Raw genomic sequence first — 19366 nt, forward strand, 5'->3', positions numbered from 1 at the left:
TTAGAAGGTTAGACACTTTGTAAATAGCTTTTCATAGCCTTCCTTAGTCGATAGTTCAAAGTACTTTATATCTCTAGCTATACCTTCTATTTTTCCCCTTAGCTCATAAGATAGCAAACACATCATAGCTCCACTTTTTGAAGAATTACCTACATAATCGATTTTATCCTTTAACTCCTCTGGAATTATGCCTACCCCTGTAAGGCTGCTTATCTTAAGGTGTTTTCCAAACTGACCAGCAATTATCACCTTGTCCAAATCATCCATTGTTATGTCCATTAAATCAAGCAATGCATAAAAACCTGATGAGATGGCACCTTTTGCTAGCTGCACTTGTCGAATATCTTCCTGAGTTATTACAATTGGTTTTTCTCCTTTGCAGATTACAAATTTTCTCTTTTTATCTTCTTCAATTATTCTATCTGCTAGTTCCACTCTACCTTCTTCAACTAAATCTTCCCTTTTCTTAAGTCTCCCCGATTTATTCATAATCTTATTTTTCCAAATTTCCGATATGGCATCTAATATTCCGCTACCGCATATACCCACAGGTTTTTCATCTCCAATAACCTGAATTTCAATGCCATCATTATTTATGTCAACGCCCTCTATAGCACCTTCAGCAGCTCTCATACCACAGCTTATATTTGCACCCTCAAGTGCAGGACCGGCAGCACAAGAACATGAATAAAGTTCACCCTTCTTTGAAAGAACTATTTCACCATTAGTACCAATGTCTATGAATAAAATATTTTCTTTAGTGTGTCTGAGATCTGTTACCATTGCCCCCGCAACTATATCGGCACCTATAAAGCTAGAAACCCCTGGCAGACAATAAAGCTTTGCTATTTTTGAACCTTTAAGTCCTATGGAATTTGCTCTAATATATTTTTCCCCTGAAAACACTGTAGCATAAGGAGCTTTTCCTATAACATCTGTATCAATACCTAGCAATAAGTGCATCATAGTGGCATTGGCACCAATGGAAAACTCGTAAACATTATCTTGGCATATACCAGATTTTTTACACAAATTCTCTAGAAGAGTATTTAATCCATCCACAATAGCTTTCTGCAAAAGTTTTAAACCATTGTCATTGTGTTTCACAAAATCAATCCTAGACAATACGTCCAATCCATATTCCTTCTGTGGATTTATACAAGTATCAGAAGCTACTTCCTTGCCCGTTACCATATCCACTAAAGATAACACTACAGTAGTTGTCCCAATATCAATGGCCGCCCCATAAAGTTTATCTGTAGTATCACCCTTTTCAACACCAATAACTTCCTCACCAGAATATACTATGGTGGCCTTTTCATCTGTATAGGCCTGATTTATCATACTAAGCATTTCTGGTGTATCCATAGAAAGCTTACATTGAATTGTTTTTTCTAGCATCTCCTCGTAAGATCTGTTATTTTCAAAGCTTGGTTTTTCCAGCTTCACTAGCTTCTTTTTTACAACGGGATTAAGAGGAAAATCTGGTATGTACCCCTCCGCAAGAATTTTGTGTTTTCCGCCCTCTTTCTTGCATAACTCTATTGACACATCACCCTTTGGAAAAACAAGACAACTTAGACGTATACCGTTTTTTATCTCTTCCCCAAGATGTTTGATCTCTTCTTGACAAGGTTCATTAAATTCTCCATCTAAAACCTTCACTCTGCACTTGCCGCATGTGCCTTTTCCCCCACATGGGCTTTCAATTATTATATTGTGATTCCTAAGAATGTGAAGGAGGCTGTCCCCCTCCATATAATCAATCATTTCTCCTGCAGGATAAACCTTTACAATGCTCATATTTACATCCTTTCTTACTTATCCCCCTGTGCTCCTTCTTTTGCCGCTTCCACCATGGCACGGATATTATCTAATGGCGTTCTTGCACCAATGCCACAGGCTGGAGATAATATGTCTACACCCTGTCTTATACAAACTCTTCCCAAATTTTTCACACTATCGCTATTGTTCTTTTCTATAGCAAGAGTACTCAAGTTTCCCATGATTGCCTTATCTTTAACATTTTCTATAACTTCCTTTACAGAGGTTATAGAATCAAAGCTTATGGCATCACTCTGTAATTCATTTAATTCCTTGTACACACTCTTTAGCCTGCCACATATGTGAACTATAGTTCCACCCTTGGCTAATGGCTTTAATGCTGAAAGCACTTTGTTAATATATGTGGCTGCAAATTCTGAAAACATCTTTGGTCCGAGTATTTCCCCTGTACCACTAGGATCTGAAATAGCGATAATATCAGCACCAGCTTCAATTTGTGCCTTACCAAAAACAATAAGATTGTCTGCCACAAAATCCATAAACTCAGCAGCTTCCTTTGGTTTTCTCCTTATTTCTTTATAGTAATCCATAGGTTCCACTAAAGAAGAAGCTAAACTAACTGGACCAGTCAAATTGCCTATAACTGGCACATCAGGGTTTCTCTTTTTCAGTATGCTTATGGCATCAAGTACAACTTTTGCACGGCCTTTTGTCACATCCATATTGGTAAGCTGTCTCCACTCTGATACTGATTTTATTGGATATTCAGTAACCCTTGGTTCTGTAATGTCTGTACCCATGAAAACCTGTGCCCCCATAGACTCAGCTTCTACGGTCATGCAGAAAGGCACTCCAAAATTTTCAAACCCACCATTGTTGTATATACCCTCAGTAAGATCCGCCATCTTCTCAGCATCAACATGAGCCTCTGGCCATTTAGCACCAGTTATCATCATTACATCTCTAACTATCATGTTCATCATGCCACCAGGACATATACAAGGTGGCCTGTCCACCTCTGTTTTTCTCAATACATTAAGCAATCTTTCACGTGGTGTAATCATCTGCTGCTCACCTCACCCTCTGCTCTAGCAAGCTTCCCCTGCTTTTTTAGCCTTTTTTTTCTGAACAAGTTCTTTGCCAAGTCTTGCAGCCTTAGAAGCCTCTGGAGCGTATCCATCTGCACCAATTTTATCTGCAAAGCTCTGTGATATAGGTCCGCCGCCTACCATAACTATAACATCATCTCTCATGTTCTCTTTTTTCAGCATATCCACTACTACGCCCATATTGTCCATAGTAGTAGTCATAAGAGTAGACATTCCTATGAGATTTGCACCAATTTCTCTTGCCTTGCTTATAAAGTTTGCTGGTGGCACGTCTCTTCCAAGGTCCACAACATCAAAACCACATGTCTCAAGCATGATCTTAAATAGGTTTTTACCTATGTCATGTGTATCGCCCTCAACAACCCCAACAACAGCCTTCATGCTCTCCTCAGTATTTTCACGTTTTAAATGTGGTCTCAAAACATCAAGTCCTGCATACATCGCATCTGAGCACATAAGTAACTCTGGTATGTAGTACTCCTCTTCCTCATACAACTTTCCTGCCTTATCCATACCCACTGCCAATCCATTAGCTATACCTTCATAGGCTTCTAAATTGTTATTGACATATTCATTGGATGCTTCTATAGCTTTGTCTTCGTCCATATCCACTACAGCGTCCGCCAATTCCTTAAGTAATTTGTCCTTTAAAGTTATCATATATATTACCCCCATTTTGTTAATACACAAAAAATCTAAGTAGAAAGTTACATCTATATCATTTATAGATTTATACACCTTCCCACATTCATTTTACTACGTTACAGTGAATTCTTTAAATTGAAAATTCCTATAGAAAGCCATGGTTCTATAGGGATTTCTAAAAAGGCTTGTAAAAAAATAAAATGCAAGGGCTTCTAAGAATTATTTTCTTAAATACCTTTGCACTTTTTATAAATATAATTTTAATATCCTAAAGGTGATAAAATAGACCATTTATTTGTTTCTTCGTCCTTCAATAGCGTTGTCCACTTTGTATGAATGCCGTCTGGCTCTGTTAGTACGTTTTCTTTAGTGGTCTCTAACTTGTAGGTAACCTTCAGAGTAACAAGATTTTCGGGCTTAAATGAAAGCTGATCTTTATTCCCGGTACACCTCTTTTTAATGTCACCTTCTAGAACTATTTCCGTAGGTTCAAATACTTTGTATATGCCTTTTATTTCTGGCATTTCCTGTTCTATCTTTTCTAAATCCTGTTTTTGTACATGTTTATCATATGCCTGTAAACATCTATATAAGGTTTTATAATCTCGTTCCTTTTGAGCCTTAAAGTAATCCTTTACAACATTTTCAGCCTGTTTTAAATCATCATCACTAATTTTAGCTTCATTTGATTTCCCTTTTGTAGTATCAGTGATTCCGCTTCCAGCTTTAACACCTTTATCTATATTTTGTTCCTTTTTGCCGCAAGCCACGGTAAGTATGGAAACACTTACGATGATTGCTATACAACATATCCTTTTTATTCTTTTATCCATATCATTTCCTCCTAATTATTTATTCTAATGTACGTTTTAGAAGTTGTTGGCCATGTATTCAAGAGACTTTCATTGAATCGAGGAGTACTATGTGCTGCTATACGAAGATCTCTAACAGCCCCCCCTGCAATAACTTGATTTACCACAATTAATGCATGATATGCTGTGCCACTACTATTATAATCCATTTTATTAAATTCCTCGTTTCGTAGACGATACTCAACAAGCGAATTATTAATGAACTCATTTAATTGGCAGGATTTCTTAGCTTCAATTTCTTCTTGATCATAAAACCCATTGTATGTGGTATTTCTTAACTCTTTTAAGGAACTAAATTTTTTTCAAAATATGCTGTGAAAAAGTTTAGCAATCCTTCTTGATTTTCATCTTGTATTTTGTATTGATCGTTGATGTCAATAGTACTTTTACCTAAAACTTTTTTAAAATTTGATTCGTCGGCTCTCACAACTTTTGAATTAACTAAACAAACATGACCATTAAAACACTTATTACCATGTTCTTGCACTTTTTCATAAAAACCTCCTTGTGTTTAGCATAATAATTATTTAAATTCATTATAATATTAATTAAATAGCATACCGACTAGTCATCAAGCTATTTTAGATGATGATAAAGATGAACCCATCGAACTTGTTTCATATTACATTAATGGGTGAAATAAAAAAGTAAATTCCACTCTCGTTTTTGCAAACTTAAATTCCACCTTTTTTATTCCCCCATGGAATTTAAGCATATCTTACGAATTTATAGCCTCTAAGTGCCAATTCTTTGTCTAATCCATTTAACATTATATTACCTAATAGTGGACTCAATGGCCCTCCTTGTGGTACTCCAACCTCTGTTCTTACGAACACTCTGTTTTGTATACACCTACATTCATATATTTATGAATGTAGGATATAACTCTACCATCTTTTATTGTTCTACATAATATTTCACTTCTAGCAACTGCTTAAGTAATTCCTCTTTGTTGCATATTCTCTCTTTCCCGAAGATACCTTTTGCAAATAGCCTTTATTAAGTTTTCTACTTTTCTCATCAATATTAGTAACATTCATTTACTTTCACCCATTAGACTGTGCCCATGCTGGGGACACATTTCATCGTGTAGACAAAGGAAGACCAAGTATGGATCCTGTTATGCCAATTAAAATACCATTTATTCAATATCTATATGGCATTCTCAGTATGAGACAAACAATAAAAGAGATTGAAGTAAATGTGGCTTATAGGTGGTTTCTTGGTTTGGATATGTATGATCCAGTTCCTCACTTCAGTACCTTCGGTAAAAGTAATAAAAAGATAGTTCGAATTAAGGCTAAGCAAGCAGCTTTATTTTATGAACAAGATTTAAAAATGATAGTAGTAGACGCAGGTATTTCAAGATTATTGATTAAAGATGGTATAATACCTGTTTTACCTTATAAGATACCGATGACTAAGGATGGTTTCTTCAAAAAGAATGAATATATATATGATGAATATTATGATTGTTATGATTGTTATGATTGTTATGATTGTTATGATTGTTATGATTGTTATGATTGTTATATTTGTCCTAATAACCAAATTTTAAACTATACTACAACAAACAGAAATGGATATAAAGAGTATAAAAGCAATTCCAGTATATGCGTAAATTGCCCACATATGAAACAATGTACCCTTAGTAAAAACATGTTAAAATTATAAAAAGACATGTTTGGCAAGAATTTATGGATACATTGGAAGATATTCGCCATACTATTGGAAAGAAACTATTGAACGCATATTTGAAACGGCGAAGGAATATCACGGTATACGTCACATTCAATACATTGTAAAAGCTTGAATGTCAATGAAAGTCAGGCTAACTTTCGCATGGCTAAATTTAAAAAAGTTAGCCAAATTAAAGGCGAAAAAAGGTATGCTACCGCCCTTTTTCAAGGATATTACTCCAACTACGAGTAATGATTAAGCTTCCAAAATTGGGATATTATTTTTAGTCTGCTTAGGTACTTGTGTAGAAGTACCACGGCCGCCATCTTTTGATTGTTTTATATAGTCCTTTAACTCATTAATAATATCTTTAGAATTAACTAATTTTTTATTGTTAAATTGTTTTGATCTTTCTTCTGATATTGATGGTAATGTCGATTCACCAAGCTCTGTTTTATTCACCAAATAGTAATCACTTCGAATTTTAACAACTTTAGGCTTTTCATTATTTGTTACATTTTTAAAATTTGCTAATGTTTCTTCAAATACCTGTGAATTACCTCCAAATTCAGCAACATCATACTCACCGTTATCGTAATCGTATCCTACAGTAAGAAAAATTGCTGGCTTTCCATTAGCTTTAACTGTGAATAACCAGAAATTACTTTTATCAGATACATCTATTAAACTATCTGTATCAGTTTTATTAATTTTATCTTTCTTAGGATAATAAAGATTAAATCCCTCACCTAGTTTAATGCTTTTAACATCAACACTACTATCAAGTCCATAAAGCGTTGGATTAGCACTAAGTTCCTTTGAGACAAAAACTAATCCTTCATTAGCAGCCTTAATTATTGGTTCTGGAATATCATTTTTATTAGTAGAAAAAGCAAATCCACTAGAAATAAACACTAAAATCATTGTTAAAGCTAAAAACGAATACACTTTTTTCACATTAATTCCTCCTAATACCAATATTAAAAATTTTCCTTCTCTAAAAAGGTTTTTTGTCATGCTCAAATGTGCTAAATTTAAAGTACCTTTCTAGCTATTTCTATAAACATGCCTTAAACATCATACCGAATATGACCAAAATTGCTGCAACAAGCAATGTTGCTTTCGCAAAATTTTTGATATTCTTATTGCCTTGACTAAATGCCATAACCAACAATCCAATAATATTTAAAATTGGTATGGCCGTTAAAATTAATATGGCTATCCATGTGCCAATAGAAACAACGTCATTATTATCCCCATGACCCCCATATTTCACGTTATGATTATAATCTTTCTCGTAATTGTTATAACCCATATCTACTCAACCCCTATATAAATTTTTTAAATGTTTCTTCTTCAAATGGTGAAGAAATATTGCCTATTTTCAATAATTCCATAAATGAAAGGCTTCCACCTTTTTTACATATATTCATATAACTTTCCCATGCCTTTCCACCATCTTTTTCCGCAACCTCCCATATGTTTAACGCACATATTTGAGCCAATGCATAGTCAATATAATAAAATGGTAATGTAAATATATGAGATTGTTGTTTCCAAAAGTTGCCTTGTTCCAAAAATGCATTATGGTCATAATCAATGAATGGCATGTACTTTTTTTCTAGTTTACTCCATAATTTTTTTCTCTCATCTTTGGTCATATTATAAGCGTTGTATATACAATGTTGAAATTCATCAATACACGCTCTATACGGCATCCATTTCATAACTTGATGTATCTGGTTATTTTTATATTCTTCAGAGTCCTCCAATTCATTGCCCATATGAAGACATACTAGAAATTCCATAGTTATAGAAGCAATTTCTGCTGCTTCTTTTGTTGGAAGTATATATTCAGGTATTTTATTATCTAAATTTGAAATATACATTTGAAATGCATGACCAAATTCATGCGCCAATACTCTGAAATCGTCTTCTATACCACTTAGATTTGCCACTATAAAAGGGCTTTTATAATCACACAAATAAGTAGACATAGCTAGTCTTGCTTTGCCATCTCTAGGCTCTAAATCCATAAGTTCATTCTCTTTCATAAATCTATATACATCTTTAGTTTGCTCAGATAGCTTATTACATACACACTGAAATTTATCCTTTAACTCCTGAACATTATATATTTTTAGAGTGTCACAACTTATTTCTTCATCATAGTATTTTAAAGACTCTACCCCTAATCTTTTTTTCTCGTCTATAATAATTGTTTTACAAATAGGCAAAATATATTTTACTATTAAGTTTCTAAATTTCTCTATATCCTCTTCACAATAATCTACCCTATTTAATCTGTCATAAGCTAATTTGGTGAAGGAACTATATCCCATTTTTTTTGCAATCCTAGTTCTAACTTTTATCAACTCATCCAATATTTCATCTATATCATTAGAACACATCTCTAGCAGTTCATATTTTTTTTCACTAGCATATTTTCTTGTCTCTCTATGGCTAGACATACAAAATTTTTTTAATTGATTTATGTTTTTTAGTTCTCCATTGTATTCAATAGTAGCTTGAGCCATAAGCTTTGTATATTTACGTTGTAAGTTAGATTCCTTTGCCATATCAATAACCACATCTTCTGTCACAGTTTTTATAGCAGTTTTTGCAATACTAAGAAACTGCTTGCCATAACAATTAACAATTTCAGTGTAATATTTTGAACTTAATAACCCCTTGTAAAATATTTTCTGAGCAACCTCGTACTTGGGCCACTTTTCACTTATATAGTCAACTTCTTTACTATACTCCTCATCACTCATATTTATATAATTTCTCAATTCTGCAATTGTACACATGGTTAAAATATTATTTCTTAATGAATTTATATTATCAATAATATTTTTTTGCTGCTGAAATGATTCTGCTTTCCCGAACTCTTCCATCATACCTTCTACTTTAATTTTGAAGTCATCAATATCAGGCCTCTTATATATTATCTCTTTGAATTTCATCCGTTCCCCATCCTATAAAAATAGTTTTCCCACTGTACTGCATATCATAGTTTTTGATCTATAATTCTAATATCCCAAATGTGATAAAATAGACCATTTATTTGTTTCTTCGTCCTTCAATAGCGTTGTCCACTTTGTATGAATGCCGTCTGGCTCTGTTAGTACGTTTTCTTTAGTAGTTTCTAACTTGTAGGTAACCTTCAGAGTAACAACATTTTCAGCCTGTTTTAAATCATCATCACTAATTTTAGCTTCATTTGATTTCACTGATGTATTACCGTTGTTCTCAGTTTGTATTTTGGAATTATTATCTGAATATACTACTGGTTGCTCATTTTTATCACAAGCCACGTTGATGAAACAAACACTTACCATAGTTGCTATACAACATATTCTTTTTATTCTCTCGCCCATACCTTTTACCCCCAATATTTTTCTTCATACTCTTTTCTCCACATTCATTCTTACCGTTTGTATTATTCTAAGAATACAATAAATATTCACTATAGTCAATATTTATCACGGAAAATATAGTCACCCATACCAGAATAGTGTACCCATTGTACCATACAAAGGAAATAATTTGCAGTCTGTTTTTAATTTTCTCAATATGATATAATTAAATTATAGGAAATATGTATCTAATTTATTATAAAGAGGTGGTAGAATGAAACTGGCAGAAGCTCTAAATCTAAGAGCAGATTTAAATAAACGTATATCACAACTTAGGATGAGACTACTAAGCAATGCCAAGGTGCAAGAAAATGATGTACCTGCTGAGGATCCTGAAGATTTAATTACGGAATTAAACCAATGTTTAATAGAGTTTGAAGAAATTATAGGGCGAATTAACACAACTAATTGCAAAACCTTTTATAATGACATGAGCATAACAGAACTTCTTGCAAAACGAGATGCCATGGCATTAAAAGCCTCTATACTAAGGGATTTTCTCGTCAGTGCTAGCGAAAAAATTGATAGATATTCTAATAAGGAAATTCGCATTCTCAGCACAGTGGATGTTCGCAAATTTCAAATTGAAGTTGATAAAATATCTAAGGAACTTCGACAACTAGATACAAAATTGCAAGAACTTAACTGGACTACGGAATTATTATAGTTATATATAGGATAATTTAGATGGGGCGAGTATCATAATTACTAATTGTATAATTAGTAGGTAAATTTTATCCAGGATAATGATTGCAAATCGGGACATTATGCATAATCAAAGTTATGTCCAGCATTGTTACAAGGGCAAAATTTAAAGTGTACTTTTACAACCAGATGCTGACTATCTAGATAAGGGTGGGTATGGGGATATTTCTTCTAAGATGGAGGTTAAACTTATGTTGGATATAAGAAAGGAAAACGTTGATTTTCTTGTCACAAGCAACATGGTAGACGAAGTAAAAAAAGTAATGGCAGTGAATTTTCATGAATTAGATGAAATAGTGGTTGAACTTATGAGGAGAAATATAAACCGCGTTTATTATGTAGCATGTGGCTCCCCACTCTGTGCATGTCAGACCGCAAAGCTGTTATTTGATAGGTATTCTGATATTCCTTGTGAAGCGTATAGTGGTTGGGATTTTCTTGACCAGACACCTGCAAAATTAGATGAGCATACACTTGTAGTGGGTGTTTCTCATTCAGGTAGCACAGAGGAAGTTTCAAATTCTATTAAGCTTGCCAGAGAAGCCGGGGCTATAACTGTAGGGGTTACCCGTGATAAATCGGGCACTGCTCTTGCAGATGTTTCAGAGCATGTCATAGCTTATGGTGGGGAATGCATCTGGGAAATCCACTTGCTTATTACATACTATATCGCATGCAAATACATTAACGCAGTAAAAGAAAACAGTGATATTACCAAGATTCTTATGGATATGAAGAAATTACCGGATATTCTTGCTGACCTTGTAATATCTTCCGAAGAAAAATCAAAAGATCTTGGCATATTGGCTAGCAAATGGCCTTTCATATACACCGTGGCAGCTGGCCCAATGCTACCATTGGCATATAAAGAAGGCGTCATCACTATGTTAGAATTCACATGGACTCATGGTTGTATGCTAAATGCTTCTGAATTTAGACATGGACCTTTAGAGGTTGTACAAGAAGGCGTTCCTTATGTATTCATGCTAGGCACTGATGGCTCAAGACATACTACAGAGCGAACTATCAATTTTGTAAAGAAGTTTACTCAAGATTATATAATTTTTGATGCTGCTGATTATAATAAGGGGCTTCATCCTATGCTAGAGCCAATGATTTTATTTGTACCCCTAGAATACTTCTACTACTATATGGCCATGGCAAAAGATCATAACCCTGACAGCAGACGATATTATGGTGGTATTGTAGAATATTAATATTCTGAAGGGGGCTGTTTCAAGTGAAGTTTGCGACAGTTGGCGATAACTGCATAGATTATTATAAAAGTATGAATCAAGGGTTCCCTGGTGGGAACCCTGTAAACGTGGCTGTATACCTTAGACGTCTAGGTGAAAAAGTTTCCTACACTGGAGCTGTTGGAGACGATACATACGGTGAATTTATGATAAAATCTATACAATCAAAGGGAGTAGATACATCCCATATAAAGGTCCTTCATGGTGACACTGCCATGACAGAAGTTGAACTACGAGGTGAAGAACGAATACTAGGTGACTACCATGAGGGAGTTCTATGTCAGTTCAAGCTTTCCAGTGAAGACATTGACTTCCTGTGTTCTCATGACATGGTAATCTCAGGTATATGGGGCATGGTTGAAAAGGACTTGTGGAAAATCAAACAGCGTCATGTACCTGTGGCTTTCGATTTTGCCACTAAAGTCGGTGATGAAAAAGTGCTAGAAATCATTGCAGACGTGGATTATGCTTTTTTTGCCTATGATAATGGCGATGATGATTTTATACGAAGCTACATGAAAGATATGAAAAAGCTTGGTCCAAAGCTAATCATTGTAACCCTTGGCGAAAATGGAAGTTTGTGCTACAACGGATCCACCTTCATAAAGTATGGTATTGTTCCGTGCACTGTGAAAGACACCATGGGAGCTGGTGATTCTTACATAGCCGGTTTTCTTCAAGGAATAAGCAAAGGTTGGACTATTGAAAAATCCATGGAGAATGGAGCTAGAAATGCCTCTATCACATTGCAATATCACGGAGCATGGTAGATTTTTAATACTTTCATTAATAAATTTATTAACGAAGGATACAATATATACTAAATAAAATCATAGGGAGTGGGCAAATTGGATGATAAAAGATTTGCATTACTGATCGATGCAGATAACATTTCTGCAAAATACATCAAGTACATTTTGGATGAGATTTCTAAATATGGAGTGGTTACATATAAAAGAATATACGGTGACTGGACTAAATCTACAACTACAAGTTGGAAGAACGAGCTTCTTGAAAACTCCATAAATCCTGTACAACAATTCAGCTATACCACGGGGAAAAATGCTACAGATTCTGCCATGATTATCGATGCCATGGACATTCTTTACACCAACAGTGTAGATGGTTTCTGCATAGCCTCTAGCGACAGTGACTTCACTAAACTAGCCAGCAGATTAAGAGAATCCGGCATGATGGTAATCGGCATGGGTGAGGATAAAACACCTAAACCCTTCAGAGTGGCTTGTGATAGATTTACGTGCTTAGATATATTGCTAGATTCAGATGTGTCTGAGAATATAAGCAATGAGGGTGAACAAAGCCTTGAAACTGAGGGTAAAACCACCAAGTCACCTGATACAAATAAGCTTTGCAAAAGTGGAGTTTCAGTTAAGAAAAACAAGAAGTCAATATCCAACAGCAATGAAGAAAATACAAATAAAAAAGTCATTGAAAATACAATTACTAAGATAATAACCGAAAATGAAAATGAAGAAAAAGTCACTACCTTAGGGGAAATTGGCAGTAGGCTTGTGAAAATGTACCCAGATTTTGATGTAAGAAACTATGGATACAGCTTACTTTCTAAATTTCTTGAGGAGTTTACATCACTAAGAATGACAAGGATTAATAATATTATCACAGTGGAATTAATGGACAATACAAGTAAGAAAGAAGAAATTCAAGATTTCATTGTAAATATAGTAAAAAGTAAAGGCTCTTCTGGAATTTCCCTCAATGAAATGAGTAGGAAAATACACTCTAAATATAAGGATTTCAATGTTAGGGATTACGGTTACTCTAAATTTTCTAAATACATTCAAGAAATATCAGAACTAAACATAGTAGATGATACTATCTATATAAAGTAATTTAATTATGTAAACACAGAAAAGCTCTTTACTTTCAGCAATTTTATGCCCATAAGTAAGGAGCTTTTTTAGACCAACTTTAAATTTACTTATACAACTTGTATCTGCAAATTTTTCATGACTTCAAAGGTTTTTTCTTCTAATTCTTTATTGCCACTTCCGCATAATTCCCTTCTTATGCATATATCACAATCAGAAAACACAGTCTGAGCAATTATTGCATTAGATAATACACATATATTTGTATCGATTCCGCATAGCTCAACTTCCCCTACATCTTGGAACTGCTCCCTTAATTTCATGAGCTCCAATGTTCCAAACTTCTCTTTGCAAATTTTTATTGTATTGTCATTTTCCGCAATAGCTTTTAAATCATCACCGTATATTTTATGACCCTCTGTGCCTTTAATACAATGCTCTATGGGTAGGTATTTTCCTTCTACGGTGCTTAGATACTCTTCTCCATGAGTATCCATGGTAAATACCACATAGTCCCCATTAGCTTTATATTCATTTACTCTATCTAAAATCCTTGGGTACAGTTTTTCTGCACCTTTAAAGCCCAAACTTCCATTTACAAAATCCTTTTGAAAGTCAACCACAATCAACAATTTTTTGTTCTTCATATATATTTCCCCCTTGTTGTTAATTTTTCGAAGTTATCTATTCCTATAGGAAGTGGTTTATAATCCATTCTCATCGCCTCCTTCATGATCTACTTATATTATAGACTAAATACATGATTATTACTACGATTCAATGTTTCCTATTGATTTATTGCGCATATTGTGTAATACTACTATTAAATATATTGTAATATTATTAAAATATATGTTCAATGTTCATGTTCCCCAGAAATTAATAGATAATAAAATAGTATCCTCTGAGTATGATTCTACAGCTTATGGGAAAATATATAATCTAGATAGAGTACCCTATGTAAAAGGGGCAACTGTTTATCACGGATATTCCATAACAGAATCAGAATTAACAGAAAGTCAAGAAAATATACTTAAGGAATTAAAAGATACCTTATATTGCGAGATGTATATTGATAAGTATCTATTTTATTTGAAACTTTCCAATAATACTTATGAAATCATATCCTTGGATGAATTTAAAGAAAATGCAGCCCCATTTGAAAATGGCATGTTAATAAATAACATGAGTAAAAATCTTACTGACTATAAATTTTTGCATGTGAAAAAGAAGTAGAATTTAAAAGGAGTGGACCTTTTATAGTTCACTCCTTTTCATTAAAACTCACCTGTTTTATCAAATCTTAAATTAACATTTTCGTTTATTTCGTGTATTCCATCAAGGCCTGCTGTTTCCTTTACATTTATTACACCATGCTCCGTTTGCACAATATAAGTGATATAAGAGCCCATAAATACTCTAGAAATTATCTTGCCAGATGTATCTCCACATTCTTTTGTTATGGTTATACATTCTGGTCTAACAAACATAGTTTTTCCCTTCTCAGATTTTATAATGTTAGAATTGCCTATAAAATCTAATACAAAGGCATTGGCAGGTTTATTGTAGATTTCCTCTGGTGCTCCCATCTGCTCTAGCTTTCCAACGTTCATTACTGCTATTTTATCTGATATGCTCATGGCCTCTTCCTGATCATGGGTTACAAAAATCATTGTAATATTGAATTTCTTTTGTATAGCTTTTATCTCTTCACGCATTTTTATTCTAAGCTTTGCGTCTAGGTTGCTTAGAGGTTCGTCCAAAAGAAGAACCTTAGGCTTTACTATAAGAGATCTTATGAGAGCTACTCTCTGCTGCTGACCTCCGCTAAGCTGGCCTATTTTCTTATTTTTATGTGGTAAAAGATCTACCATTTCCAGATATTTTTCGCCCTCTATTATGGCATCTTTCTTTTTATACCCCTTAAATTTTAACCCGTATATTACATTCTGAAGTACGGTCATGTGAGGAAAAAGAGCGTAGGATTGGAACACTGTGGATACAGGTCTTGTTTCTGGCACCATACCTGTCATCTCTTCACCATCAATCTGTATACTCCCACAATCCTCTTTCAAAAATCCACCGATAAGCTTCAATGCTGTTGTCTTTCCGCACCCTGAGGGACCAAGAAGCGAAAGCAGTTCCCCTTGATTTATTTCTAAAGATAAGTTATCTAAAACTTTTTTATCTCCAAAACTTTTGCTTAAGCCATCTAATTTAAGATACATAGCCACTCTTCCTTTCTCTCAGTACAAGTTTTGATACTATAATATTTACAAGCAAAGTCACTAATATTATTATGGTAGCTATGGCAGCTCCAACACCGTAATTTCCTGTTTGAATGGCATCAAACATCTCAAGGGTAGCCACCTTTTGTCCAGGATATACGAGAAATATTATGGCCCCTACTGTAGTCATGGTTGCCGTAAAATTGTTTATAAAGCCAACCACAAAAGCCGTTTTAAGATTTGGAATTATAATATCCTTTATGACGTGAAAATTCCCTGCACCAAGATCTTTTGCTGCTTGTTCAATATCTCCGTTTATCTGTGATATTACTGCACTACTAGCCTTTGTAGTCATAGGCATTTGCTTAAATACACAGTTCAAAACAACAATAGTTGCTGTGCCAGTAAGAACAAGAGGTGCATCATTGAAAGCAAGAATATATCCTATACCAAAGAAAGTTCCAGGAATTATATACGGCAACGTGGATATAAAGTCCACAACTTCCATACCACGTATCCTTCTCTTCTCGTTGAAGTATGCCACCATCATACCCAAAATACTTCCTACTACTCCTGCAATAAGCGAGTATACTATGCTTCTTATAAAACAGTCCGCGCTATAGTTTTTCAATTTTATATAGTTATCCAAAGTAAACATGAACTGATTTTTTTTGAATTTGGAAATAGAAGATATAAATATACTTCCATATTGTAAAAGCATAGATATTATATAAAACATGGTTATAAAAAGCAATACAGCCTTTAATATACCCTTTAACTTGAATTCGCTTTCATTGGAAGTTATTTTATTATTTCCAGCCATATTGATGGTGGACTGCTTCATATAATAACGGTACACAAAGAAGGCCATAAGGGATGGTATCAATATGAGCACACTCATGGCAGCCGCCATGGCTATATTTGAATTTGCTATTATGTTAAGATAAACTTCTGTTGCCAACACATCAAAGGAACCACCGATAACCATAGGAGTTCCAAAATCCGATAGAGATCTTATGAAAGTTAAAAGTGCACAAACAATAATACCAGATACCATGGAAGGGATAAGAATCTTTCTTATGGCATAAGTTGGCGAGGAACCAAGGTCCTGGGAAGCCATAAGCAGATTTTTGTCGATACCCTGAATTATTCCCATTAGAAGTAGGCTATTGATAGACACATTGGATATGGTCTGCATGAGCACTATGCCTTGCCATCCATATGGATTTATGCTGAGTTTTAAAAGCCTATAAGTGATGATGCCCCTTCTTCCGAATAGATCAATGTATGCTAGTGAAGATACAAAAGGAGGCGATATCATTGTAATTAACAGTATAACTGTCATTATTTTTTTCATACGACTACTGCTAAAGCTGGTATATATGGAGATGCACACAGATAACGCTGTAGAACATATGGTAGTTAAAATACCTACAAAAACACTGTTGTAAATCAATTTTTTATTGTCCTGTAATAACTTTTTATATAAATCAAAACTGAATTCGCCGTTTGGTAAGAAGCTTTCCTTTATCACTTGGAAAATAGGCCATAGGATGAACACTAACACTAGTAAAACTACAATTATGAACAGGCCTCTTTCAAAAAATCTATCAAAAAAGGTACCTCTTACAGATACCTTTTTTTTGCTGTTATTTTGACTCACTCTTGTCTCCAGCCATCTTATTCCATTTTTCAAGTACTGCTTTTCTGTTCTTACCAAATAGCGATAAATCCTGTTTTAACAATTTGTCCTCAGATACGGAAAGCTCTACACCTTCAAGACTTGGTTTCACAAACTTAACTGTAGATTTTCCATCTATTCTTGCTAACTCTTTAAGATTTTTATCCTCAAATACCCATGAAACAAATTTCTTTGCTGCTGGTGTGTTGCTAGCATTCTTAAATACAGCTACACCGTCTGGCATCCAAGGCATACCATCTTCTGGGTATATTATTTCAACGTTCTTTTCATCCTTTAATTTTTCAACACTATTGTCTATGTATGTAATACCTATAGCAACTTCTCCTGCTGCAGTCTTTTGGTTTGGATCCTTACCTCTCTTTGAGTAGAAAGGAATGTTTTTGTTTAATTCCTCAAAGTACTTCCATCCCTCTTCATCACCCTTGTTCTGAAGTAATGAATTTACCACAGCGTAGTTTGTGCCTGAAACTGCAGGGTTAGACATCAGTATTTCTCCTTTGTATTTTGGATCTGTAAGGTCAGACCATTTCTTTGGAGCCTCTAAGTTCTTTTCCTTTAGTATATCATTGTTAGCGATAAATCCAACTATAGTTAAGCCTTTGCTAAACCAGTAGTTTTCAGAATCCTTGAATTTAGCACCAATTTTATCTGCCCCTTCAAAGTTACACTGCTCAAGTAAGCCCTTTTCCTTTGCTTCCATGAAAGCATCTACACCACCACCGAACCATACATCGCCCATTGGTTTATTGCCCTCTGCAAGAGTTCTAGATAAAACTTCACCAGATGACATAGAAAGGAATTCTACCTTAACACCTGTATCTTTTGTAAATTTATCAAATAATTCTTTGTAGTCCTCTGAAGTCGTAACGATTTTTAGAGTTCCCTCTATTTTTTCTGTTTCTGGTTTTTTAGCTGTATCTTTAGTCGTATCATTGACTTTATTTCCGCATCCTATTAAGGAAAGGGAAAGTATACCTGCCATAACTGCACTAAGAAACTTTCTTTTCTTAATCATTTTTATTCTCCTTTATCTTCTATTTTTTATCTGATGGCTAGCCGTTGTAACACACCCTCTCTTATTGGAGGGTGATAACATGAGACACGCCTCTAGTGACTGTTTTAATATTTTTCAGCCAGAATTTATTATATCATATTATTTGAAGTAAAACTTATACAATCTTTTAATTTTTGCCATTGATTTATAGATTTTATCTATGAATATATATTTATCTATAGGGAAATCAAATATATAATTGTTTATGCTATTATGTTTGTATTATTATGTTTTCCTATAGTTAATTATTTACCTAATGGTATTCTCAATAATGCGTATATATCATAAAATAAGTTATTTCATTTAGTTTATTTTATGATAGAATATTATTATTGCATTAATATTCAAATTGTAAAATGCCAATTTACATATTACATTCCGGAGGTTGCATTATGATAATAGACACTCATTTACACGAAAATAGATATTCTGACGACAGTCTTATGTCTCTGGAAGAAGCAGTTCAAGCCGCTAAAGATGCTGGACTTCATGCCATATGTGTTACCGACCACGATAGCAATGGTTTGAGGAAAGATTTAGGTTCCTCTTTTTTAATGAATGACCTTCTTGTAATAGTAGGTGCTGAAATCCTCACATATGAAGGGGATATTCTAGTATTTGGTTTAGAGAAACTTCCAGAAGCTAAGCTTCATGCAAAGGAACTTTTAGAAATAGTAAATGCCGCTGGCGGCATAGGAATATGTGCTCATCCCTACAGAAATAACAACAGAGGTCTTGGAGACAATATAAGAGAACTACATAGTCTTTTAGCAGGCGTGGAAACTTTTAATGGTAGTACAACTCCCCATGCAAATCTTTACGCTTATGCTATAGCCATGGAATTTGGCCTAGGTTGCTTTGGTGCTGGAGACTCACACATAACAAAAAAGGTTGGTTGCTTTGCCACAGAATTTAAAGATGACATAAAAAATGAAGCTGATTTTATAAGAGCCGTAAAAGGTAAAAATTATTGTCCCGTTATGAAAAAGGGCAATAACTACGAACGTATCAATATATTTGATACACTAAAATAGATCTTCCTTTCTAAAATAAAATAA

General features: G+C 34.2%; 21 protein-coding genes and 1 pseudogene. 7 read left to right on the forward strand and 15 right to left on the reverse strand.

The features are described 5' to 3' along the window. From BUA73_RS04845 to BUA73_RS14590, 7 genes are all read right to left on the reverse strand, one after another. Complete coding sequence (locus BUA73_RS04845) at nt 1-1803, reverse strand: ASKHA domain-containing protein (protein ID WP_072902985.1); 1803 nt, start codon at nt 1801-1803, stop codon at nt 1-3. A gap of 14 nt (nt 1804-1817) precedes the next feature. Then, nucleotides 1818-2849: a methylcobamide:CoM methyltransferase MtbA gene (locus tag BUA73_RS04850; protein WP_072902987.1), complete on the reverse strand. Its 1032-nt coding sequence runs from the start codon at nt 2847-2849 to the stop codon at nt 1818-1820. Between the two features lie 24 nt (nt 2850-2873). Next, nucleotides 2874-3554, reverse strand: a complete 681-nt coding sequence (locus BUA73_RS04855) for a corrinoid protein (RefSeq protein ID WP_072902990.1) — start codon at nt 3552-3554, stop codon at nt 2874-2876. Nucleotides 3555-3799: 245 nt separating this feature from the next. Beyond that, nucleotides 3800-4372 (reverse strand): DUF4829 domain-containing protein, encoded by a 573-nt coding sequence (locus BUA73_RS04860; protein ID WP_072902993.1) that lies wholly within the window; start codon nt 4370-4372, stop codon nt 3800-3802. An 11-nt stretch (nt 4373-4383) separates the two neighbouring features. Next, nucleotides 4384-4560 carry a hypothetical protein gene (locus tag BUA73_RS14045; protein ID WP_178139225.1) on the reverse strand — a complete coding sequence of 59 codons (177 nt, stop codon included), beginning with the start codon at nt 4558-4560 and terminating at the stop codon, nt 4384-4386. Between the two features lie 134 nt (nt 4561-4694). Beyond that, complete coding sequence (locus tag BUA73_RS04865; RefSeq protein ID WP_072902995.1) at nt 4695-4898, reverse strand: hypothetical protein; 204 nt, start codon at nt 4896-4898, stop codon at nt 4695-4697. Between the two features lie 220 nt (nt 4899-5118). Further along, a complete protein-coding gene (locus BUA73_RS14590) occupies nt 5119-5247 on the reverse strand; it encodes a hypothetical protein (protein ID WP_423230381.1) in 129 nt (42 codons plus the stop codon). Between the two features lie 256 nt (nt 5248-5503). Between BUA73_RS14590 and BUA73_RS04875 the strand changes: the two are divergent. Then, a pseudogene (locus tag BUA73_RS04875) lies at nt 5504-6182 on the forward strand (transposase); the annotation flags it as partial. 164 nt (nt 6183-6346) lie between these two features. On the opposite strand, the gene BUA73_RS04880 reads toward BUA73_RS04875, so the two are convergent. From BUA73_RS04880 to BUA73_RS04895, 4 genes are all read right to left on the reverse strand, one after another. Further along, complete coding sequence (locus BUA73_RS04880; RefSeq protein WP_072902999.1) at nt 6347-7048, reverse strand: hypothetical protein; 702 nt, start codon at nt 7046-7048, stop codon at nt 6347-6349. A 100-nt stretch (nt 7049-7148) separates the two neighbouring features. Beyond that, the gene (locus tag BUA73_RS04885) at nt 7149-7406 is read right to left on the reverse strand and encodes a hypothetical protein (protein WP_084672070.1); all 258 of its coding nucleotides are present in this window, start codon (nt 7404-7406) and stop codon (nt 7149-7151) included. A 13-nt stretch (nt 7407-7419) separates the two neighbouring features. Continuing rightward, nucleotides 7420-9060: a M3 family oligoendopeptidase gene (locus BUA73_RS04890; RefSeq protein WP_072903001.1), complete on the reverse strand. Its 1641-nt coding sequence runs from the start codon at nt 9058-9060 to the stop codon at nt 7420-7422. Nucleotides 9061-9126: 66 nt separating this feature from the next. Continuing rightward, complete coding sequence (locus BUA73_RS04895) at nt 9127-9474, reverse strand: hypothetical protein (RefSeq protein ID WP_072903003.1); 348 nt, start codon at nt 9472-9474, stop codon at nt 9127-9129. Between the two features lie 253 nt (nt 9475-9727). Here BUA73_RS04895 and BUA73_RS04900 point away from each other — a divergent pair, with 253 nt between their 5' ends. The 4 genes from BUA73_RS04900 (at nt 9728) to BUA73_RS04915 (ending at nt 13345) form a co-directional block, all read left to right on the forward strand. Beyond that, a complete protein-coding gene (locus BUA73_RS04900) occupies nt 9728-10180 on the forward strand; it encodes a DIP1984 family protein (RefSeq protein WP_072903005.1) in 453 nt (150 codons plus the stop codon). A gap of 229 nt (nt 10181-10409) precedes the next feature. Next, nucleotides 10410-11435 carry a fructoselysine 6-phosphate deglycase gene (gene frlB, locus BUA73_RS04905; protein WP_072903007.1) on the forward strand — a complete coding sequence of 342 codons (1026 nt, stop codon included), beginning with the start codon at nt 10410-10412 and terminating at the stop codon, nt 11433-11435. Between the two features lie 23 nt (nt 11436-11458). Further along, nucleotides 11459-12244: a fructoselysine 6-kinase gene (gene frlD / locus BUA73_RS04910; protein ID WP_072903009.1), complete on the forward strand. Its 786-nt coding sequence runs from the start codon at nt 11459-11461 to the stop codon at nt 12242-12244. A 78-nt stretch (nt 12245-12322) separates the two neighbouring features. Beyond that, nucleotides 12323-13345: an NYN domain-containing protein gene (locus tag BUA73_RS04915; protein WP_072903011.1), complete on the forward strand. Its 1023-nt coding sequence runs from the start codon at nt 12323-12325 to the stop codon at nt 13343-13345. An 89-nt stretch (nt 13346-13434) separates the two neighbouring features. Here BUA73_RS04915 and BUA73_RS04920 read toward each other — a convergent pair whose 3' ends face one another. Beyond that, complete coding sequence (locus tag BUA73_RS04920; RefSeq protein WP_072903014.1) at nt 13435-13971, reverse strand: cysteine hydrolase family protein; 537 nt, start codon at nt 13969-13971, stop codon at nt 13435-13437. Between the two features lie 205 nt (nt 13972-14176). Here BUA73_RS04920 and BUA73_RS04925 point away from each other — a divergent pair, with 205 nt between their 5' ends. Further along, on the forward strand, nt 14177-14560 hold the full coding sequence (locus BUA73_RS04925; protein WP_143146973.1) for a hypothetical protein: 384 nt from the start codon (nt 14177-14179) through the stop codon (nt 14558-14560). A gap of 41 nt (nt 14561-14601) precedes the next feature. Here BUA73_RS04925 and BUA73_RS04930 read toward each other — a convergent pair whose 3' ends face one another. Genes BUA73_RS04930 through BUA73_RS04940 form a run of 3 tightly spaced genes read right to left on the reverse strand, consistent with a single transcriptional unit; the run spans nt 14602 to nt 18269 of the window. Continuing rightward, nucleotides 14602-15552, reverse strand: coding sequence for an ABC transporter ATP-binding protein (locus BUA73_RS04930; protein ID WP_072903020.1), 951 nt, complete (start codon nt 15550-15552; stop codon nt 14602-14604). Further along, nucleotides 15542-17215 (reverse strand): ABC transporter permease, encoded by a 1674-nt coding sequence (locus BUA73_RS04935; RefSeq protein ID WP_072903022.1) that lies wholly within the window; start codon nt 17213-17215, stop codon nt 15542-15544. Before BUA73_RS04935 ends, BUA73_RS04930 begins: the two co-directional genes overlap by 11 nt. After that, entirely contained in the window at nt 17202-18269 is a 1068-nt protein-coding gene (locus BUA73_RS04940) for an ABC transporter substrate-binding protein (RefSeq protein ID WP_084672071.1), read from the reverse strand. The genes BUA73_RS04935 and BUA73_RS04940 overlap by 14 nt, the downstream gene beginning before the upstream one ends. Nucleotides 18270-18700: 431 nt before the next feature. On the opposite strand from BUA73_RS04940, the gene BUA73_RS04945 reads away from it, so the two are divergent. Further along, nucleotides 18701-19342 (forward strand): PHP domain-containing protein, encoded by a 642-nt coding sequence (locus BUA73_RS04945; protein ID WP_072903023.1) that lies wholly within the window; start codon nt 18701-18703, stop codon nt 19340-19342. Nucleotides 19343-19366 lie beyond the last annotated feature (24 nt).

The sequence above is a fragment of the Hathewaya proteolytica DSM 3090 genome, assembly GCF_900142225.1.
In the GTDB taxonomy this organism is placed as follows: Bacteria; Bacillota; Clostridia; order Clostridiales; family Clostridiaceae; genus Hathewaya; species Hathewaya proteolytica.

Excerpts from the sequence above, each read along its gene's own strand:
- BUA73_RS04850 (WP_072902987.1), bottom strand. The coding sequence starts at position 2,849 with ATGATTACACCACGTGAAAGATTGCTTAATGTATTGAGAAAAACAGAG.
- BUA73_RS04860 (WP_072902993.1), bottom strand. The coding sequence starts at position 4,372 with ATGGATAAAAGAATAAAAAGGATATGTTGTATAGCAATCATCGTAAGT.
- BUA73_RS04890 (WP_072903001.1), bottom strand. The coding sequence starts at position 9,060 with ATGAAATTCAAAGAGATAATATATAAGAGGCCTGATATTGATGACTTC.
- BUA73_RS04940 (WP_084672071.1), bottom strand. The coding sequence starts at position 18,269 with ATGATTAAGAAAAGAAAGTTTCTTAGTGCAGTTATGGCAGGTATACTT.
- BUA73_RS04885 (WP_084672070.1), bottom strand. The coding sequence starts at position 7,406 with ATGGGTTATAACAATTACGAGAAAGATTATAATCATAACGTGAAATAT.
- BUA73_RS04925 (WP_143146973.1), top strand. The coding sequence starts at position 14,177 with ATGTTCAATGTTCATGTTCCCCAGAAATTAATAGATAATAAAATAGTA.
- frlB (WP_072903007.1), top strand. The coding sequence starts at position 10,410 with ATGTTGGATATAAGAAAGGAAAACGTTGATTTTCTTGTCACAAGCAAC.
- BUA73_RS04845 (WP_072902985.1), bottom strand. The coding sequence starts at position 1,803 with ATGAGCATTGTAAAGGTTTATCCTGCAGGAGAAATGATTGATTATATG.
- BUA73_RS04900 (WP_072903005.1), top strand. The coding sequence starts at position 9,728 with ATGAAACTGGCAGAAGCTCTAAATCTAAGAGCAGATTTAAATAAACGT.
- BUA73_RS04920 (WP_072903014.1), bottom strand. The coding sequence starts at position 13,971 with ATGAAGAACAAAAAATTGTTGATTGTGGTTGACTTTCAAAAGGATTTT.
- BUA73_RS14045 (WP_178139225.1), bottom strand. The coding sequence starts at position 4,560 with ATGGATTATAATAGTAGTGGCACAGCATATCATGCATTAATTGTGGTA.
- BUA73_RS04895 (WP_072903003.1), bottom strand. The coding sequence starts at position 9,474 with ATGGGCGAGAGAATAAAAAGAATATGTTGTATAGCAACTATGGTAAGT.
- BUA73_RS04945 (WP_072903023.1), top strand. The coding sequence starts at position 18,701 with ATGATAATAGACACTCATTTACACGAAAATAGATATTCTGACGACAGT.
- BUA73_RS04855 (WP_072902990.1), bottom strand. The coding sequence starts at position 3,554 with ATGATAACTTTAAAGGACAAATTACTTAAGGAATTGGCGGACGCTGTA.
- BUA73_RS04930 (WP_072903020.1), bottom strand. The coding sequence starts at position 15,552 with ATGTATCTTAAATTAGATGGCTTAAGCAAAAGTTTTGGAGATAAAAAA.